Annotated in this window: 16 protein-coding genes; 14 read left to right on the top strand and 2 right to left on the bottom strand. The window is 49.3% G+C overall.

The genetic code is table 11. From position 1 onward, the window contains the following. Positions 1–20 precede the first annotated feature (20 nt). The 9 genes from OM416_RS15470 to OM416_RS15430 all read left to right on the top strand — a co-directional run bounded on the left by OM416_RS15470 (position 21) and on the right by OM416_RS15430 (position 8,861). Entirely contained in the window at positions 21–1,127 is a 1,107-nt protein-coding gene (locus tag OM416_RS15470; protein ID WP_264930831.1) for a hypothetical protein, read from the top strand. Positions 1,128–1,366: 239 nt separating this feature from the next. Then, complete coding sequence (locus OM416_RS15465) at positions 1,367–2,254, top strand: rhodanese-related sulfurtransferase (protein ID WP_169479940.1); 888 nt, start codon at positions 1,367–1,369, stop codon at positions 2,252–2,254. A gap of 12 nt (positions 2,255–2,266) precedes the next feature. Beyond that, positions 2,267–2,914 carry a helix-turn-helix transcriptional regulator gene (locus tag OM416_RS15460; protein ID WP_253504030.1) on the top strand — a complete coding sequence of 216 codons (648 nt, stop codon included), beginning with the start codon at positions 2,267–2,269 and terminating at the stop codon, positions 2,912–2,914. A gap of 196 nt (positions 2,915–3,110) precedes the next feature. Next, positions 3,111–4,016 (top strand): Rpn family recombination-promoting nuclease/putative transposase, encoded by a 906-nt coding sequence (locus OM416_RS15455; RefSeq protein WP_264931481.1) that lies wholly within the window; start codon positions 3,111–3,113, stop codon positions 4,014–4,016. A 187-nt stretch (positions 4,017–4,203) separates the two neighbouring features. After that, complete coding sequence (locus OM416_RS15450; protein ID WP_264930825.1) at positions 4,204–4,776, top strand: TetR/AcrR family transcriptional regulator; 573 nt, start codon at positions 4,204–4,206, stop codon at positions 4,774–4,776. Positions 4,777–4,798: 22 nt separating this feature from the next. Further along, positions 4,799–5,659, top strand: a complete 861-nt coding sequence (locus OM416_RS15445) for an aminoglycoside phosphotransferase family protein (RefSeq protein WP_264930823.1) — start codon at positions 4,799–4,801, stop codon at positions 5,657–5,659. A gap of 344 nt (positions 5,660–6,003) precedes the next feature. After that, positions 6,004–7,053, top strand: coding sequence for an ABC transporter substrate-binding protein (locus OM416_RS15440; protein WP_264930821.1), 1,050 nt, complete (start codon positions 6,004–6,006; stop codon positions 7,051–7,053). Between the two features lie 150 nt (positions 7,054–7,203). After that, on the top strand, positions 7,204–8,064 hold the full coding sequence (locus OM416_RS15435; protein WP_413775798.1) for an ABC transporter permease: 861 nt from the start codon (positions 7,204–7,206) through the stop codon (positions 8,062–8,064). Positions 8,065–8,066: 2 nt separating this feature from the next. Then, positions 8,067–8,861 carry an ABC transporter ATP-binding protein gene (locus OM416_RS15430; protein WP_036606660.1) on the top strand — a complete coding sequence of 265 codons (795 nt, stop codon included), beginning with the start codon at positions 8,067–8,069 and terminating at the stop codon, positions 8,859–8,861. A gap of 503 nt (positions 8,862–9,364) precedes the next feature. On the opposite strand, the gene OM416_RS15425 is transcribed toward OM416_RS15430, so the two are convergent. Both OM416_RS15425 and OM416_RS15420 read right to left on the bottom strand, forming a co-directional pair. Then, the gene (locus OM416_RS15425; RefSeq protein ID WP_264930808.1) at positions 9,365–9,946 is read right to left on the bottom strand and encodes a hypothetical protein; all 582 of its coding nucleotides are present in this window, start codon (positions 9,944–9,946) and stop codon (positions 9,365–9,367) included. Positions 9,947–9,976: 30 nt separating this feature from the next. Continuing rightward, complete coding sequence (locus OM416_RS15420; RefSeq protein ID WP_211084708.1) at positions 9,977–10,510, bottom strand: hypothetical protein; 534 nt, start codon at positions 10,508–10,510, stop codon at positions 9,977–9,979. A 421-nt stretch (positions 10,511–10,931) separates the two neighbouring features. On the opposite strand from OM416_RS15420, the gene OM416_RS15415 reads away from it, so the two are divergent. From OM416_RS15415 to OM416_RS15395, 5 genes are all read left to right on the top strand, one after another. After that, positions 10,932–11,429: a DUF6385 domain-containing protein gene (locus tag OM416_RS15415; protein ID WP_169479932.1), complete on the top strand. Its 498-nt coding sequence runs from the start codon at positions 10,932–10,934 to the stop codon at positions 11,427–11,429. Between the two features lie 45 nt (positions 11,430–11,474). Next, a complete protein-coding gene (locus OM416_RS15410) occupies positions 11,475–12,944 on the top strand; it encodes a DUF6385 domain-containing protein (protein WP_264930803.1) in 1,470 nt (489 codons plus the stop codon). A gap of 79 nt (positions 12,945–13,023) precedes the next feature. Continuing rightward, entirely contained in the window at positions 13,024–15,306 is a 2,283-nt protein-coding gene (locus OM416_RS15405; RefSeq protein WP_264930801.1) for a glycosyltransferase, read from the top strand. After that, the gene (locus OM416_RS15400) at positions 15,263–17,209 is read left to right on the top strand and encodes a glycosyltransferase (protein WP_264930799.1); all 1,947 of its coding nucleotides are present in this window, start codon (positions 15,263–15,265) and stop codon (positions 17,207–17,209) included. Before OM416_RS15405 ends, OM416_RS15400 begins: the two co-directional genes overlap by 44 nt. A gap of 80 nt (positions 17,210–17,289) precedes the next feature. Beyond that, the coding region (locus OM416_RS15395) for a glycosyltransferase family 2 protein (RefSeq protein ID WP_264930797.1) at positions 17,290–18,633 on the top strand (1,344 nt) is incomplete at its 3' end.

Here is an 18,633-nt window from a genome sequence, read left to right as displayed (position 1 = left end):
AGAAACCAGGGGGGACCATCATGAATTGGAAACAAGCAGCTTTGGGCACGTTCGGGGCCATTGCCCTGTTAACGACAGCAGCATGCGGGGGAACAACGGAGCCGGGGGGCAACGCACAAGGTGGGAAAACGGGCACCGATATTACGGTGAAAGATAATACCAATACGTCTGTGTACCAGAGCTTCAAGCTGGAGAAGATTGATAAATTGCCAAATATGCGCGGGATTGCATGGCTTAGTGATGATTGGATTGTATCTGACAAGGAGAACAAGTCCTTGAAACCCGTCACCGTTGAAGGTCAGGAAAGATACCCGCATAACTTATATATGTATGATCTGACCAAAGGCACAGATACGCCGCTCAAAGAAGGTGAAGCGAGTCTGGGTGCACCGCTAGTGTCACCGGATGGTCAGTACTTATTCTATCGGGAGCCGGAGGAAAATACGGGTAAAGGCTACTTCCTGAACCTGCATAATGGGGAGACAACCCCTGCTGGCAAGGAGGATGGATTTATCCAAGAGGGCGCATGGCTGGATAATGAACATGTCGTTTTTCCCAATATGAAGGGTGATCTGATCTCGGCAAGTGTGGATGGTACAACGAAAGTGCTGGTAGAGACAGGTAATTTCAATGTACGGAGCATCGAGGTTTCGAACGGAATGCTCTATTATATTACGGGTGAAGACGGCCAGCTGAACGCATACGACACGAAGACCGGTGAAGAGAAACAGGTGCTGAAAAGTGTGGAGTGGGTCATTCCTTCTAATGATGGAACAAGGCTCGCGATTGTGAAAAGAACAGCGGATACCAAACGGGCGCTGGTGCTCACCGATCTGGAAGGCAATGAGAAGGCCACGCTCGCCAGAGGCACGCAAATCTTCGGCACCAGCTGGTCGGGTGATGATTCCAAGATTGCGTATACGATCAATTCCGAGAATGACAATGAGAAAGGACTGTTCGTCTCCAACACGGAGTCGGCAGAACAGTTCCAGATTTCGGCGGACATGGACAACGCTTCTGACCCACTCGCTTGGAGCCCGGCAGGCAATAAGATTCTGTTATCACAGGCGATATTGGAGAATGAATCCTATCACTTTGTAACTTCGGTCATTACGATCTCCGAATAGGGTGAATGGTGCAGATAGATATGTTCCATATCTTTCATCCCTTTCTATACATTTATATTGACTAAGCTGTTCCGCTTCCGATAAACTAGAATGCAGGAATAAAAGTCGAATGTCAGGCAGCAGTTCGAGACGATGTTTCGGGCGGCTGTTTATTTTCTTTTTAACAGTAAGGGTGCAACGTAGTCGTCTTGCCGGATGATCCGGCTAATAACAACATGGAATAGGAACAGGTGATATACATGTGTAACAGCGCGTATCGCGTGCTTTTATATTATAAGTTCGTGAAGATTGAAGACCCTGAGACGTTTACACAAGAGCATCTGCAATACTGTAAGGACCTTGGTGTGAAAGGCCGTATTCTGATCGCATCTGAAGGCATTAACGGTACGGTATCCGGAACGCCCGAACAGACGGAACAGTACATGAAAGATATGCTGGCTAATCCGCTCTTTAGCGATATGGTGTTCAAGATTGATGACGTGGAAGAGCATGCGTTCAAAAAAATCTTTGTTCGTCACAAAGCAGAACTGGTTACGTTCCGCGTGGACGAAGATCTTGATCCGAATGTGACTAGCGGCAAACGCCTTTCACCGAAGGAGTTCCATGAGCATTTGCAACGTGATGACGTCATCGTTATCGATGGTCGCAATGATTATGAATACGAAATTGGTCACTTCCGCGGGGCCATTCGTCCAGATGTCGAGTCGTTCCGTGAGTTTCCGGAGTGGATTCGGGAGAACCTGGGTGACATGAAGGACAAAACGATTATAACCTATTGCACTGGCGGCATTCGCTGCGAGAAGCTGACGGGGTTCATGATCAATGAAGGATTCCAGGACGTAGCTCAATTGGACGGTGGTATTGTCACGTACGGTAAAGATCCGGAAGTACAGGGTCATCTGTTCGATGGTAAATGTTACGTGTTTGACGAGCGAATCTCTGTACCGATCAACCGGACAGAAGAGGATATCGTCATTGCCAGCTGTTATCACTGTGGAACGACACATGACCGATATATTAATTGTCCAACCTGCAACCTGCAGCACGTAAGCTGTGAGGATTGCGAAGAGACGCATAACCGCTTTTGCTCGGATGCCTGCCGGGAGGCAGCACCGGTACACGCATAAGCAGGAGAGCAGGTGCTGATCGTGAAGCGCGAAGAGGAACGAACGACGCGTGAACGGATTTTGTTCATGCTGAAGCAGCAAGGTACATTGACCGCGAGGGAAATGACAGCTGATCTGGGTCTGACCGGCATGGCCATTCGTCGTCATCTGACGGCACTGGAGCAGGACGGATGGATTGAGGTTCGGGAGGCCCGGGCTACGGCCGGACGTCCGTCCTCGGTGTACCAATTGACGGTACGCGGGGACAGCTTTTTTCCAAAATCATATTCGTCCCTTACGCTGGAACTGCTTGAAGAATTGTCTGACTCAGCCGGGAGCGGTGTGGTAGATGCATTGTTCGAGAGTCGCCGGGACAAACTGCTTCGCAGCGGATTGCCACAGATGGAGGGCCAGGATCTGGCCGGACGGGTGGAGGAACTCGCGCGAATCCAGAATGCCAACGGATATATGGCGGATGCGTCCAGAGAAGACGATGGAACTTACGTCATTACGGAAATGAACTGCCCGATTGTACAAGTCGCGAGTGTCTACAAGCAGGCTTGCCGCTGTGAACTGGATCTGTTCCGCTCGCTTCTTCAAGCTGAAGTGGAGCGTACCGAATGTTACGCCGATGGCGGCAAAAGGTGCAAGTATGAGATTCGCGAGGCGTCGGGAAATTAACTGGTTTATACAGAAGAGATTGTTTCGATTCGTCGAGATAGTCTCTTTTTTTGATAATGTATTACGTATAAACGCTATTTTCGTATGGCGATGCGTGATATAATAGAGCTAACATCGAGTGCATGTTCGCATCCTTATGTTTGCTGAAATTTCAGCAGATATATTCTGTTCATTTTGTGCGTAGGAGTGAATAATGATGACAGAGTTGCTTGATCCCAAGAACGACTATGTGTTCAAACGAATCTTTGGAAGTGAAGAGAATAAGGATGTTCTTCTGGCTTTTCTGAATCACACCTTCAAAAATGCAGGTGAATCCTTACTGACCGAGATTGTGTTAATCAACCCTTATCTGGACAAAGATACACCGAGAGATAAACAGTCCATTCTGGACATACGGGCCAAAACAGATCAAGGTGAGCTAATTAATGTTGAAATGCAGTTGTTTAATCAGTATGATTTAGAGAAGAGGACTTTGTTCTATTGGGGTAAACAATACTCTGGACAATTACTTGAAGGACAGAGATATAGTCAACTCAAAAAATGCGTTGCGATCAACATTGTTAATTTCAAAATGCTCGCTAATGACCAGTATCACAACGTATTTCATTTAAGAGAAGACCATACTGATATTCCGTTGACGGATGTTATAGAGATTCATTTTATGGAAATACCAAAGCTGAATGATGAAAATATTCAAATAAAGGATGGATTGGTGCGTTGGCTGTTATTTCTGAAAGGAATGACTAGATCAAGCTGGGAGGCGTTAATGATGCACGAACCGGAACCGGCTTTGAAAAAAGCCATGAGTGTATTGGAGTTTCTGAGCCAGGATGAGCAAGCACGTCAACGATATATCGACCGTCAGAAATTTCTATGGGACGAAGCTTCCATGATTGAGGGCGCACGAGAAGAGGGTCTCAAGAAAGGCATGCAGGAAGGAATTCAAAAAGGAATCGAAGAAGGAATCAAAGAAGGTGAAGCTGAGAGCAAGCGGAAAATCGCAATGAATATGCTCAATTTAGGTCTTGATCAGGCTACTATTATTAAAGCTACCGGGCTAACACCATCTGAATTAGAGGAACTGCAAAAAGAAAAGGAATAAGCACTCTGGAGCTATCCTTTGATTGATATAAGGCGACCATACCCAAAGTACATTGGGAGGGATGCCTCTTTTTTTTGGAAATTTTAAATATGAAAAATCTCTTCCCATAAATACACTTGACACATAAATACACTAATAATAACATACGTTATATAACATATGTTATTAACAAAGGAAGGAGAATCATATGCCACCCAAATCCGAGATTACGCAAGAAAAGGTGTTATCCGCTGCCTTTGAGCTTGTACGGGCTCAAGGCTTGGAGGCGCTAACTGCGCGAAATGTTGCTCAGACGCTCCATTGCTCCACCCAACCGATCTATAGTCTCTATAACAACATTGAAGAGCTGAAATCAAACGTGTATGACAAGGCAGCTGAATTCGCCCGTTACAGCATGTTGGAGTATAAGGACGATGACAATTCCCCTGCTTTGAACCTGACGATTGGATTCCTGTACTTTGCACAGAACGAGAAGCATCTATATCGAACGTTGTATCTCTCGGGTTACCGACAATATAATCCCTACACCGATCAGTTTCTGGGTGAAGAATTAACTACGTCTTATATGCGGTATAGCAAGCGGTTGCAGGATGTATCGGTGGAGCAACTCAAACGCATTTTTCTTAAACTGACGATATATTTGATTGGCATTGGAACACTTCTGAACTCTCATACCCTGGAACTGGACATGAATGAAGCGATTGAAATGATCCGGGAAATGTACGAGATGTTGTTACACAAGGAAGGTCTCACTTATTAAATCCATTGAAGGAGTGAGCATCATGGTCCATAGGCTTGGCAACAAAATTGGAGAAGGTGGATGTGCGGAAGTATTTGAATGGGAAGATGGGAGCAAGATCGTTAAACTGGCTAAACCGAACACCATTACGTCTGCTTTGGAGGCCGAACTTCATCATTGCCACATTGCTTCGGCGTGTGGGCTGCCGGTTCCCAAGCCGTATGATCTGGTGACTGTCGAGGGGCGATCAGGGATTGTATTCGAACGGATTGATGGCGAGACGATCATGAAGCGTTTTGTAGACAGAGCGGTAGAGCAGTCCAGAATGCAGCAACCGTTGGATATCAGCGAAGATTTCGTGAATGCCCGGATTACAGCACAGCTTATTCACCAGATTCATTCGCATTCAGTGGCCCATATGCCGAGTCAGCGGGAAAATATCAAGCATAATATTGTTGCAGCTCAATACTTGGCAGAAGCGGAGAAAGCTGCTGTGATTGCCCAATTGGATCGATTACCGATGAAGCAGCAACTATGTCACGGTGATCCGAATCCCGGTAACATACTGATCAGGGACAATGATGCCATTATTATTGACTGGAACAATGCCTCTACCGGAAATCCGGAGGCCGACTTGGCCGAATACATCATTATGATTCGATACGCCATACTGCCTTCGCATCTGCCACATGAAGCGACGGTTGTTCTTGATGCTACCAGAGAGGCCAGCATTCGCATCTTTATGGAGGAGTATGAGAAGTTGTCCGGTATCCGTTATGCAGATGTCGAACCCTGGATTGCGCCTGTTGCAGCACGCAAACTGATTGCAGATGCCATATCCGATGTGGAGAAAAAAATGCTTATGGACGAGATTAGAAGAAGACTCCATACTCCTTATTTATAAGTAGAACCTTACGTTATAGCTGTACTAATGGCTACCATCTACGAAACATTGTGGGTGGTTTTTATGTTTTATGTAATGTTTTCTATCACAACCAACCGATGAAAGTAAATTGGAAGCGGTTCAACCATTGACGTATATCGGGACGGCCCTTAATATTAGGGAAACACAAAAACACAACACGGGTCATGGACTTCAGTCGCATGAGAAAAGTCTATATTTGTCTGCTTTTGTCGATCAAAGCAACAATGCGTTGAAGCGTTTGTTTTGTCCCGCCCTATCGTGTCAATGGAATTTCGATTGATAAGGGTAACCACATTTTATTAGATGGAGAGGGGTTCTCACACATGAAAAAGAAATTTTGGATGTCACTGATGATGGTTGCTTCAATGATCGTTGCGGCAGGTTGCGGAAATAACAGCGGTACAGGCTCGGAATCCGAAGGATCGGGAAGTACAACAGGTGGAGGCAGCGAGGAAAAATCATACCAGATTGCCATCTCCCAGATTGTTGAACATCCATCCCTGGATGCTACACGCGAAGGATTTATCGCAGCTCTGAAGGACGCAGGTATTGAAGAGAACAAGAACCTCAAAATTGATTACAATAATGCGCAAGGTGATTCGACGAACAACCTGTCCATTGCACAGAAAATCTCGGGTGATTCCAAAAACGATCTTGTACTCGGAATTGCGACCCCATCTGCGCTGGCTCTGGCTCAACAAGTGAAGGACAAGCCATTGTTGTTCGCAGCAGTGACAGACCCACTGGGTGCCAAACTGGTGACTGATATGGACAAGCCGGGCGGCAACGTTACAGGTGCATCGGACACGAACCCGGAGGCGATCGTACAATTGGCTGACTTTATCGCCAAAAATCTGCCGGATGTGAAAACGGTAGGTCTGGTGATTAACGAAGGCGAACCGAATGCTGTGGTTATGGCAGATAATGCTGAAAAGGCGCTGGCGACACATAATATCAAGCTGGTGAAAGCACCAGTTACGAATACATCGGAAGTAAAACAGGCAACAGATTCCCTCGTTGGCAAAGTAGACGCCTTGTACATTACGCTCGATAACTCTGTCGTGAGTGCGGTCGATACGATTATTCAAACGGCGAACAACAACAAAATTCCGTTCTTCTCCAGTGATCGGGATACCGTTGAAAAAGGGGCTTTCGCAACCGTTGGCTTCAAATATTATGACCATGGATATCAGGTTGGGGAGATGGCTGCGGACATTCTGAAAAACGGTACGAAACCTGGTGATATGAAAGTCACCGTTCCGGACAAGCTGGATCTGATCCTGAACCTGAAAGCGGCTGAAGCCCAAGGTATCACGGTTACGGATGAGATGAAGGCGGCAGTGCAAGATCAGGACAACAACATTATTGAATAATCTGACCGGAGAATAATCCGGCAGGATGGATGCGAGGCGGACATGCAACGGGTTCGCCTCATTCTTTTCGATAGACAGGGAGGAAGTAGCGTGAGTATAAGCTGGAATTCAATTGAAGGAGCGATCGAGCTGGGGCTTTTATACGCACTGATGGCACTTGGTGTGTATATTACGTTCCGCATACTCGATTTCCCTGACCTTACCGTAGACGGAAGTTTTACAACAGGAGGCGCAATCGCGGCGGTGATGATCTCCAATGACTTCTCTCCTTGGCTCGCCTGTTTGGCGGCAATGGCTGGCGGCATGGTGGCTGGGGCTTGTACAGGTCTGCTTCATACCAAAGGCAAAATCAACGGATTGTTATCCGGGATTTTGATGATGATTGCGCTCTACTCCATTAATATGCGTATTCTTGGCGCACCGAATAAATCCATTATGGGCATGGATAATCCATTCTCGGGTGAGCATGTCATGGTGCTTATTATTATCGTGGTGCTGGTGTTTAAAATTATGCTCGATCTGTTCATGAAAACAGATATTGGACTGGCTCTTCGCGCCACAGGTGATAACAAACGCATGATTCGCAGCTTTGGTGCGAATACGGATGTGACTACCATTGTAGGTGTCAGCTTATCCAATGGATTGGTTGCACTATCTGGTGCATTTATTGCCCAGCAATCAGGCTTTGCAGACATCACGATGGGCATTGGAATGATCGTCATTGGTTTGGCTTCGGTCATTATCGGAGAAGCTATCCTTGGGGCAAGAACGGTATTCTGGGCTACACTCGCAGCGATTGTTGGTTCGATCATATACCGGATTGTAGTCGCACTTGCCCTTCAGGTGGAGTGGTTCGACACGTCGGATCTCAAGCTGATTACCGCAGTGATCGTCATTATCGCCCTTGTATTCCCAACGATGCAACGCTCCATGAAGCAGCGTAGTTTGGCTCGCAAACGAACGGAAGAGTTGATGCGATCCGGGGGTCAGCAGATGAAGGGAGGTATGTAATCATGCTGGAGATTACGCAAGTAACCAAGCTGTTCAACCCAGGCACAACGGATGAGAAGACTGCGCTGGTTGGTGTGAATCTGACGATGAATCCGGGAGATTTTGTGACGGTGATTGGCAGTAACGGAGCCGGGAAATCCACGCTGATGAACATCATCTCGGGTGTGATGAAGCCGGATATGGGCGATGTGTTAATCAATGACCGTTCCATTAAAAACCTGCCAGAGCATAAGCGTAGCAGCTGGATTGGTCGGGTGTTTCAGGACCCAATGGCAGGAACAGCGCCACATATGTCCATTGAAGAAAATATGGCGATGGCATACAAACGTGGCAAAGGACGCGGACTAGGCTTTGGAGTAACCCGTGCCAGACGTGAGATTTTCAACACACAATTGGAGAAGCTGGGAATTGGATTGGAAAAGCGGCCGAATGCGAAGGTTGGCCTCCTATCCGGCGGGGAGCGGCAGGCACTCAGTCTGTTGATGGCGACCTTTACCCAGCCGCAGATTTTGTTATTGGATGAGCATACGGCAGCCCTTGACCCTTCACGTGCCGAACTGATCACGGAACTGACGGAGACACTTGTACGTGAGATGAGACTTACTACACTGATGGTGACGCATAATATGGAACAGGCGATTCGTCTGGGTAACCGTTTGATCATGATGGACAAAGGCCGAATTATTCTGGATGTGAGCGAAGAGCGCAAGCGTACGTTGACTGTACCTGAGTTGCTTGGTGAATTCGAGCGTATCAGTGGCAAAAAAATGGCGGACGATCGCGTCGTTCTGGGTTAAAAGGCAAGGTAATACTTGTTCAAAGAATAGATATACCATAAAAACCTTTTGCGTTCTCGCAAAGGGTTTTTGTGGTATGTTGAACACGATGAAGAGAAAATGGAATGAATCTATACGATTTCGGATTAGTGAATTATACATAGTAGGAGGAACCAGGCATGTCTTTGCAACTGGATGAAGGGACATATACGGTAACACGGCTACGGTTATCGGCTTGCTGTGCACGAGAACAAGTCCGTTCTACCCGCTAGCCCCTCCGCTCAGGACCCAGAAATGCAGGAGGCCATTCACGGATTACTTCGTAAATATCACTTGTTTGGGCAGGGAAAGCAACCTCTCGTGACTGAAGCAAAAGAGATCTTTCCGCAGGAATCGGCCTGACGCCCTTTGCCCGGACAACATTTTTAATCAACATTGCATCTACAATAAAACGAACAGCCGCTTTCAGTATTCATCCGAAGGCGGCTGTTTGCATGTTGCATTGTTATGCATGATTAAGCGAATCACACTTCCCACCAGGCGAAATAGGCAGTTGAGGCCATCAGTCCACCAACCGAAAGCGATCCGCTGACAGACAGGTTAATGGCCTGACCTGCAGGAATCACATAACGACCGAACTCATTGGATAGAAACGGTCCTGCTTGAAGGGGCATTGCCATCAATGGGGTCGCACTTGAAGGCGCAGCAGCAGAGAATCGAACCGTGGCTACACTGGTATTGCTGCTGGAAAGGTTGCTATTCACCGGTGTAAGTGTACTGGGAGAGGTGAGCGTTCCATTGGCAGTCAGACTCATGGAACCGCTGAAGGAAGACAACAGGTTGAGCGCAACCGTGATTCCGCCTGAGAGCCGTGATACGTATAGCGTTTTCCCGCTTCCCGCTGGATTGGCCAATTGTACGGTGGCGATTACCGTTCCTCCCAGCAATCCCAGTGTTGTGGAGTTGGTGGAACCTGCATTGTACAGATTGCCTGTGTTGCCGGCATCGTTCTCCGGTGGGGCAACAATGCCGGGAGAGGTATATGTGTTGGTATTCGACGTATAGACGGGCTGGCTTAACGGGTTGAATACATTATTATTTGGCACTGTATACACCACCTTCTACTATGATCCAACTCAGAATTCCCACCAGAACAGGTTAATGGCTCCCGTCTGACTTCCTGTGCCTACACTAATGGATAAAGTTTGTCCCGGTGGAACAATAATCGAGCCGTTCAAATCCAGTGAATACATACCTGCGGTAAGCGGAATACTTGCGATGCTCGTGAAAGTTCCCCCAAGAGTACCGGTGTTTTGCCTCGTTGTGACTACACTGGCGTTGGTGTTTCCAAGTAGCGTATTGACGGGCACAGGTGTGCTCCCGGCAGTCACCGTTCCTCCCGAATAGATCACAAGTGTGGCTGCTGCTGTTGTGCCTCCTGTGAGGCTGGATATGCGTAATGTTCTGCCACTACCGGCTCCATTCAGGATCTGTAGAAGAAGGTTTTGGCTGGCAGGAATTGCGGTATTGTTGGTCGTTAAGGCAAAAAAACTGCCTGCAGCAGCTGCACCACTGTCTGGTGACGCTTCAATGCCGGGGGCCGAGAAGGTATTGGTCAGTTGAGTAAACAGGGGACCATTCGATTGGTTGAATATATTGTAGTTGGTCATCTCATCCACCTCCCATAGACCAGATTAACTTATAGAGGTTGTTCAAAAAGTCCGCTTTTGATTACGAAGGATACCTAGCGGCATCATCAACATCGAATATGGAATTCAGCCGAAATAAGTAGGGGCTTACGAAGGTTGTTTCCTTCGGAAACATTGCGGTTGCTCACGTAGCTTTATCTACGCTCCGCTACTCCATTTCTAGCTTTATCCCATCTTCTCGGTACTGAAAACCGACCTTTTTGAACACGCACTTATAGGGAACTCCGTTAGATCCGCATGTCATTGTACTTGCAGTGTATGTGAAAAGAAGAAAAATGGATTGGGGACTGAGCCGTATATCTGGAAATAACGGCATGTGCCGTGCCCGTATTTCCAAACCGGGCATACGATGCGTAAGCACATTTTTTAAGGGGAAATCGAGATGAGTCGAACAGCGAAGCGAAGCAAGAAGAGAACGAAGCAACCAACTAAATATGTTAGCCGTCGTCGCTCCCGTCATTCCTGCCGCGCTAAATTGCTGAAACCCCCTTGTTCCCGGATCACTCGTCCCCGGTTCAAGCAGGGTGCTTCCTCACGTACGAAACTCCCTGGTGCTATTCATTGTTTTACAGAGCATACGTATGTCGGAGCCGAGACCAGTAGCAGCATACACTCACTCCCGGCACAAGACACCTCATCACTCAGCATGTATACCTATGGCGTTGTGAATCGGGGCAAACATCCGGCTCTTGTACAGATTCAGATCAGCCCCAATGCCGTAGACTATGCTGTGGACAGCCAGGAGGTGGTCGCGGGAGGACAGACCAAAGCGCTGGTACCTTTGCGATTTTTGCATTATACCCGGCTTGCAATTCGATCCGTTGAACCGGATCAACCGACCCGGCTCGATGTTTACTTTCAGGCACAGCGTATGCCGTAAGGGAGTAAGATCTCATAGATTTGACCAGGGAGGAGGACGAGGCACATGCCTAACTTTACAACGTTTAATACGAATCCGGATAATCTGAGGACATTGATCTTCGGCCAGGATAGTACAGGCACAGCCCAGCCTGTCAGAACCGATACGAGCGGGAACGTGGTTGGCATCATTTTGGACGGAACCATCAGTAACATCTCCGGTCTGACCACCGTTACGATTAATGCCGGAACCATTACGAACATTCTAAACGGAACGATCACAAGTGTACTTGGAGCGACCATCACGGCAGGTACAATCAACAGTGTGCTTGGAGCCACCGTTACCGCAGGTACCTTGACGAACTTGCTGAATGGTACGATCACAAGTGTATTGGGTGCGACGATCACGGCCGGAACGATTACAAGTGTACTCGGGGCAACGGTAACAGCAGGAACACTCACGAACTTGCTGAATGGTACCATCACGAGTGTGCTTGGAGCCACGGTGACTGCAGGAACATTGACGAACTTACTGAATGGTACGATCACAAGTGTACTTGGGGCGACGATTACAGCCGGAACGATTACCAGTGTGCTCGGAGCAACGGTAACGGCGGGAACGCTGACCAACTTGCTGAATGGTACGATTACGAGTGTATTGGGAGCAACGATCACAGCCGGAACCATCACCAGTGTGCTCGGAGCTACAGTGACAGCGGGAACACTCACGAATTTGCTGAATGGTACAATCACAAGTGTATTGGGAGCGACGATTACGGCTGGAACGATCACCAGCGTGCTTGGAGCAACAATTACCGCAGGTACGATCACCAGTGTACTTGGAGCCACCATCACCGCAGGAACGCTGACGAACTTATTAAACGGAACGATCACCAGTGTACTCGGCGCAACGGTAACAGCGGGAACGTTGACGAACTTGCTGAATGGTACAATTACGAGTGTACTCGGAGCAACAATCACCGCAGGAACGCTGACGAACTTGTTGAACGGAACCATTACAAGCGTCCTTGGCGCAACGGTAACAGCGGGAACCTTGACGAATCTGCTGAATGGTACGATCACGAGTGTACTCGGGGCAACAATTACCGCAGGAACCTTGACGAACCTGTTAAACGGAACGATCACCAGCGTGCTCGGCGCTACAATTACCGCGGGAACGCTTAGCAGCGTGACGTCCATTTCACAGAAGAGTTTTCAGGAGTCACAGCTCATTAGCACCCCGACTGCTAACACCTTTACACCGCTTCCAGCAGTGACAACCAGTGTATTTGGTACGTATTCTTTCTTTGTATACAACCGGGGGCCGGGTGTAAACCGGGTAGATGCTCATGTTGAGATCAGCGCCAACGGTACGAACTGGTACACAGATGTAGCTACTGTGACGGGTATTTTGTCCGGATCAGTGGATGTATTGGTTCCGCAGCGTTTTCTCAAATATACGCGTCTTTCCTACCGCTCCAGCCTACTCGGCGCACCAAGCACGATTGATGTGTTCTTCAATGGACAAGGCACATAACCCATTCATTTGTCATATAGGTACATGGAGTTCCTTTGGTGGACTTCATGTACTTTTTTTGTATTGGAGGTGGTTATGTTTGCAGAACCGTTTACTTGGAATCCATATGATTGTGCAAAATGAAGAGCATCACCTGCCCCGCTGTCTCGACAGCTTGAAGCATATCGGCACAGAATGCTTTATTACCGATACGGGTTCGTCTGACCGCACAACCGAGATCGCCAGAACATACGGAGCAACGGTGTTGCACGCTCGCTGGGAGGATGACTTTGCCCATGCGCGGAATATCAGTTTGCCTTTGGCTGGCACCGAATGGGTCCTATGTCTGGATGCGGATGAGTACGTCACACAGGGGTTGGAAGAACTACTGAACTATTTGCCTAAAGTCCATAAAAGCATTTCAAGATTACGCATTACTATAGAGAATCGTTTCGGTAATAGGGTAGAGGAGAGCGTTATCTCTCAGCCAGTGAGACTGTTCCGTGCACATCAGGGATATCGATATGTGGGACGCATCCATGAGCAGTTGGTTCGTAGCGGCCCGAGCAAGCTTGTCCTGAATGAGGCTGCTGATAGTGATAAGAACGAGAACTATATAGACGAAGAAAACGTATTGATCGAGACTGAACCGCTAGCTCCACTATGTCTCATTCATGATGGATATCTGGCCTCCACGATTGCGAATGAACATAAACCAAGACGTAATTTGAAGTTGATTGAGCGTGAACTCCAGGATGATTCTGCACAGCCTTTTCACCTGTACAATCTGGCAGTAACGTATTGCCAACTTGGTCAGATCGAACAGGCAATTGAAGCGTTCAATGAATCATTGCGCCTGACAGAGTTGCTCACGCCATATCGCCCTACACTGGTTAGGGATTATGCGAAGGCCCTTGTGGGATTGGAACGTTACGACGAGGCGCATGCAGTTCTGGCTGTGGAACGACAGCGTTATCCGTCTTATGCGGATCTGCACCTGTTGTACGGGGAGACGTTAGAGCAGCAAGGTTTGGAGGAACGTGCATATCAATCCTATGCCCGAGCGACTGAGTGCCTAGAGGTGCCGGATAGTGATGGGCAAAGTGATGGTGGTAGCACGTTAGACTCGCCATATGTAACGGAGGCAGGTTCTGACAGTTACAGAGCTTATACCGCGATGGCAAGACTTGCACAGAAACGGGGATTCCTGAATGAATCAGCACATCTGTACGGTCTGGCATTGGACAGCATGTTTGCATATGCTCCGGCATGGGTGGGGTTGGCAGATGTACTGCAACAATCCGGAGAAACGGATGAGAACATGGCAGGAGCATTGCTCGCCAGGTGCAAACGGATCGAAGAATCGGGTCACGTTGAGTCGATCCACGGTGAAATGTTCCATCCATACGATGTGCAGAATGAGGATCATTTTGCACAAGTCATTCATGTTCTCGCAGGCTGTGCAGCATATGGGCAGGCATTGAAAATGCTGGATACAGATGCTCGTATTGCTCGTATCCATGTAGCGGATCGAATACATTGGATGTTGTGTGCGAATAAGGTTTCGGAGGCATTACAACTGGCAGAAGAACACTGGAACGTTGGGCGTGGACATGAAGTCAGTCTTCCGACTGAGCACAGAATGGATTGGGCACTGGCTTATTGGGCTAATGGATTACGATTAACCGATACATTCCTCGCAACTACCCATCCACAGGAAAAGACGATTTGGAAGGTCATGGATCGTCTGCTGGACCAGTTGACCAAAGAGCCGCGAAGCATGGAACCTGCGTCAGAAGAACAGAAGCTTATGGAGTGGGGTCCGCAGGCACAGATGGTTGCAGAAAAGGTTGTACAGCAGGCCGTGAAGACTGGACAGCTTACGCTTGCTGAGCAACTGCATGAACTGCGGGCAATCATGATGCGTGAGCATCGGGGAAAGGCAGTCACGGTTCGGCGAGAGTTTGCAAGTCTGCTGTATCGTCACGGGTATACCTTGATAGCCGCGAACATCCTGATTCAGTTCATGACCGAGAGTGAGCTTGATGCCGAAGGGTTATTCTGGCTGGGTGAAACGCTGTATGCCAAAGGATATTATGATCAGGCGCTGTCTCTGTTTGAGCAGGCTCTGGAGCGGGAACCTGATCTGCAACAGGCCAGAGCTGGAGCAGGTGTATGTTACTTGCGGATAGCAATTGAGGTACTTCGACAGGAGGTGGTTCGCTCCCCGTCGGCAGGGGCCCTCGCGGCACAACATGCTGCACTGGAACTAAGATTGCGCACGGCCGAAGGCATTCCATGGCGTACGATTTTTCATGCGAAGGAAAGGAGGAATCAGCTTGCAAGCGGAACGCATTTCCCTATGCATGATCGTGAAGGATGAGGAAGAGTTACTGCCTCATTGCCTTGCCAGTGTCCAGGGTGCGGTAGACGAAGTGATTGTGGTGGACACCGGTTCGTCGGACCGCAGCGCGAAGATTGCGCAGCAATATGGCGCGATGGTTGTGGCATTTGAGTGGTGCGATGATTTTGCCGCAGCACGGAATGCTGGCCTGGAGCGGGCTTCCGGCGACTGGATTCTCTTTCTTGATGCGGACGAGGCGCTCGATAGGGCTGCGCGGGAGCAGATCAGAAGCTGGACGACGGTCAGCGGATGTGACGGATTGTTTTTAAACATTCATAACTATACAGGTACGGGTCAGCAGGGGGTTACCGTGAATCCGGTTTTGCGTCTCTTCCGTAATGCCCCGGAGCATCGGTTCGAAGGTCGAATTCATGAGCAGATTGCGGTGGCGATCTGCCGTGGGAATCCAGAGGCTGCTTTTCATGTGACGGACATGGTCATCCATCATTACGGATATCAGACGGCGATTGTGGAGAGCAAAGATAAGGTGAACCGCAATGTCCGCCTGCTGCAACAGGCAGTGGAGGAAGAGCCGGATCAGCCATTCCATCACTATAATCTGGGCGTTGAGTATCTGCGTGTGGGGGAAGCGGAGCGGGCATTGGAGACGTTTGCTGTGGCTCGGATGGGGATCGATCCAGCGGTAACCAGTTACGCACATTTGCTGTTCAAATATGAAGTTCGTTGTCTACAGCATCTGAATCGCTGGCAGGAGGCATTGGATCGAATCGATGCTGCGCTTGAACTCTTTCCAGAGTACACGGATCTGATGCATCATCGCGGAGTCTGTGCAGACGCATTGGGGGATGCTGATCGGGCAGAATTATCGCTGCGTGAAGCGGTCCGCATGGGGCCACCTCCACCCATATACCATACGGAAGAAGGCATCGGCACCTATCAGACGTGGTATACGTTAGGCCGATTACTGGAAGGAAAGGCTGATCTTGAAGGCGCGGTGGATGCTTACGTGGAAGCGGTACGTGCCAAATCCAGTCTGTTACCGCCGCTCTATCGGATATTCCGAATTATGCGAGTCTCCGGGCAGGAGCATCAGATTCCAGAGTTGGTGACGGAGCGTTTTGCGCTCGGATCGGAAGAGGCTACACACAAAGTATTGGGCATTCTGGAGCAAAGTCGTTGTTATGAAGCGGCTCTGGAATTGTTATCGGGTGTATTTTCACAACCTTCCGGAGAGATGAGAGAGCGTTTGTCCGTGGCTGAAGCCATGCTCCACATCCAGCAGGGAAGATGGAACAAGGCGCGTCTGAAGCTGGAACCCGTGAAGCGGAAAAAAGGGCTGCTCGCACTGCCGTCTGCCCGATGGCTCGAACGTTTGGAGTGGATCGAGGGGAAGGAAATTAACGGAGATGATCCATTGACGTTGTGGTTGAAGCGTAGTTCTCAGGTTGGGGCAATAACGAATGAGGAACCTGCTGTGCAGACAGGGCGAATTGCTGGTCTGAGAGCGACAAAGAAGAAGGACACGGACTCAGGTATGGACGGAACGGTTGCAGGAGCAGAGTATGATGGCTGGCAGGCGCTCGGACTGATGATGGAAGGATGTATACAGTCAGGAAGATGGAAGGAACTGCATAGTCTGATTCAGATGTGTCGGCAGCAATTGGTGGGAGATGATTTATCTGTTGGGGAGAACGTTCGAGTGGAAGAGAAAGAGAACTTGAATGAGAATGGAATGGAGTCATTCCCTGGGGCTTCGGATACCCTCGCGGGAACCGATTGGTTGGTGAAGGGATTGGTTAGTGCTGTGGATCATCATCTGGAGGTATTCGCCCAACGTACGAATGGACAACGGCACCGTTGTTGGCCTGTTGTTCAGCATATTCGGCTTGAACTGCCAGGGTCGGATGGGTTCGAGAGTTGAGCGATATTAAGCAGGTGCGGGAGTATAGTTAATTCAGAGGGCTATTGGATGGGGCAAAACTCCGTTGGTGAGGGGTGGTGATGAATGTGGACACAGGGATTAGCTTGTGCATAATCGTGAAGGATGAAGCTGGCCCACTCCAGCGGTGTCTGAATGCAGTTAGAGATGTTGTGGATGAGATCATCGTCGTGGATACTGGGTCGGTAGACGATACAACTGAAATTGCCCGCCTCCATGGTGCTATTGTAATTCGTACAGAATGGAACGGAGATTTCAGTGAAGCCCGTAATCTGTCACTGGCTGCTGCTACGAAACCGTGGATTCTGGTGCTTGATGCGGATGAAGTATGGATACAGACCTCGCAGATGAAGGCAGAACTCATGCAGTTGTTAGCCGCGAGTAGAGATGATGTATGGGGGTACTGGATACAGGTCACGAGTCTGTTGGGTGTGTCCGGTGAAGAGCGTGTGACAGATGCGGTGTGTCGTTTGTTCCGAAATGATCCCCGAATTGCTTTTCAAGGCAGAATTCATGAAGAGATCGCTTCATCCATCATGGCACTGGCTCCGCAAGGTGTACTTCATTCTGGGCTTGAGATCATTCATTACGGATACCTGGAGCAGGTGATTACTACCAAAAATAAAGGTGCACGGAATATGCAATTGATTCGTTCCGCGTTAAATCAGGAGGGTGATCAACCGGAGTTGTTATATGCTCTGGCTGCCGAATGGTTTCAGCAAGCGAAGTATGATGAAGCACTCCGATTGTTGCAGCCATTATTGGCACAGCTTACACCGGAGTGCGGATATCACTCGGATCTGGTGCTGAAAACGGCTTACGCATGGCGAGAGAGTGGTAGCCCGGAGAGGGCGCTTGCTGTGGTGGAAGCATGGGCGCCCGTGTATGAGGATTTTCCGGATTTGTTGGAACTTGGTGCTGTACTTGAACTGGATCAAGGGAGAGAGGATGTGGCCCTGAACTGGTTAAAACAGGCCAAATCGGCTGCTTCTACAGCCAGTAGATATACATCAGTCTCTGGTGCTGGGACCTATCGCAGCCTGACGCTGGAAGGCATGGCACATGAGCGGGCAGGCCACTGGACAGAGGCGGAAGCCGCGTACACGGCGGCACTGAGCCTGCAACCAAGCAGCTTGCCTGCATGGCAGCGGCTGTTGTTGCTGGTCGCAGCCACCGGGCGGCCGCAAGCCATCGCCAGCGCAGCCGCTCGGGTAAGCTTGCCACCTGCGGCATGGCAAGCGCTGATCCCGGTTGCGTTGGCTGCGCATCGGCCGGAGTGGCTGCTGCGCCATGCGGCAGCGCTTGCTGCCCCGCTGCGGACGCAGCCGCTAGCCGCCGGGCTTGCGCTGGCCCAGCTGGGCGAGGACGCCGCGGCTCGGGCGGCTTTGCAGCCCTGGGCGGCGCAT

The organism is Paenibacillus sp. LS1 (assembly GCF_026013365.1).
Lineage (GTDB): Bacteria > Bacillota > Bacilli > Paenibacillales > Paenibacillaceae > Paenibacillus.
The sequence above is the reverse complement of the archived record's forward strand: the minus strand, read 5'-3'. Positions and strand labels throughout refer to the sequence as shown.

What these genes read in the sequence shown, in the direction of transcription:
- OM416_RS15470 (WP_264930831.1), top strand. Translation starts at nt 21, where the DNA reads ATGAATTGGAAACAAGCAGCTTTGGGCACGTTCGGGGCCATTGCCCTG.
- OM416_RS15465 (WP_169479940.1), top strand. Translation starts at nt 1,367, where the DNA reads ATGTGTAACAGCGCGTATCGCGTGCTTTTATATTATAAGTTCGTGAAG.
- OM416_RS15455 (WP_264931481.1), top strand. Translation starts at nt 3,111, where the DNA reads ATGACAGAGTTGCTTGATCCCAAGAACGACTATGTGTTCAAACGAATC.
- OM416_RS15450 (WP_264930825.1), top strand. Translation starts at nt 4,204, where the DNA reads ATGCCACCCAAATCCGAGATTACGCAAGAAAAGGTGTTATCCGCTGCC.
- OM416_RS15445 (WP_264930823.1), top strand. Translation starts at nt 4,799, where the DNA reads ATGGTCCATAGGCTTGGCAACAAAATTGGAGAAGGTGGATGTGCGGAA.
- OM416_RS15440 (WP_264930821.1), top strand. Translation starts at nt 6,004, where the DNA reads ATGAAAAAGAAATTTTGGATGTCACTGATGATGGTTGCTTCAATGATC.
- OM416_RS15435 (WP_413775798.1), top strand. Translation starts at nt 7,204, where the DNA reads ATGGCACTTGGTGTGTATATTACGTTCCGCATACTCGATTTCCCTGAC.
- OM416_RS15430 (WP_036606660.1), top strand. Translation starts at nt 8,067, where the DNA reads ATGCTGGAGATTACGCAAGTAACCAAGCTGTTCAACCCAGGCACAACG.
- OM416_RS15420 (WP_211084708.1), bottom strand. Translation starts at nt 10,510, where the DNA reads ATGACCAACTACAATATATTCAACCAATCGAATGGTCCCCTGTTTACT.
- OM416_RS15415 (WP_169479932.1), top strand. Translation starts at nt 10,932, where the DNA reads ATGAGTCGAACAGCGAAGCGAAGCAAGAAGAGAACGAAGCAACCAACT.
- OM416_RS15410 (WP_264930803.1), top strand. Translation starts at nt 11,475, where the DNA reads ATGCCTAACTTTACAACGTTTAATACGAATCCGGATAATCTGAGGACA.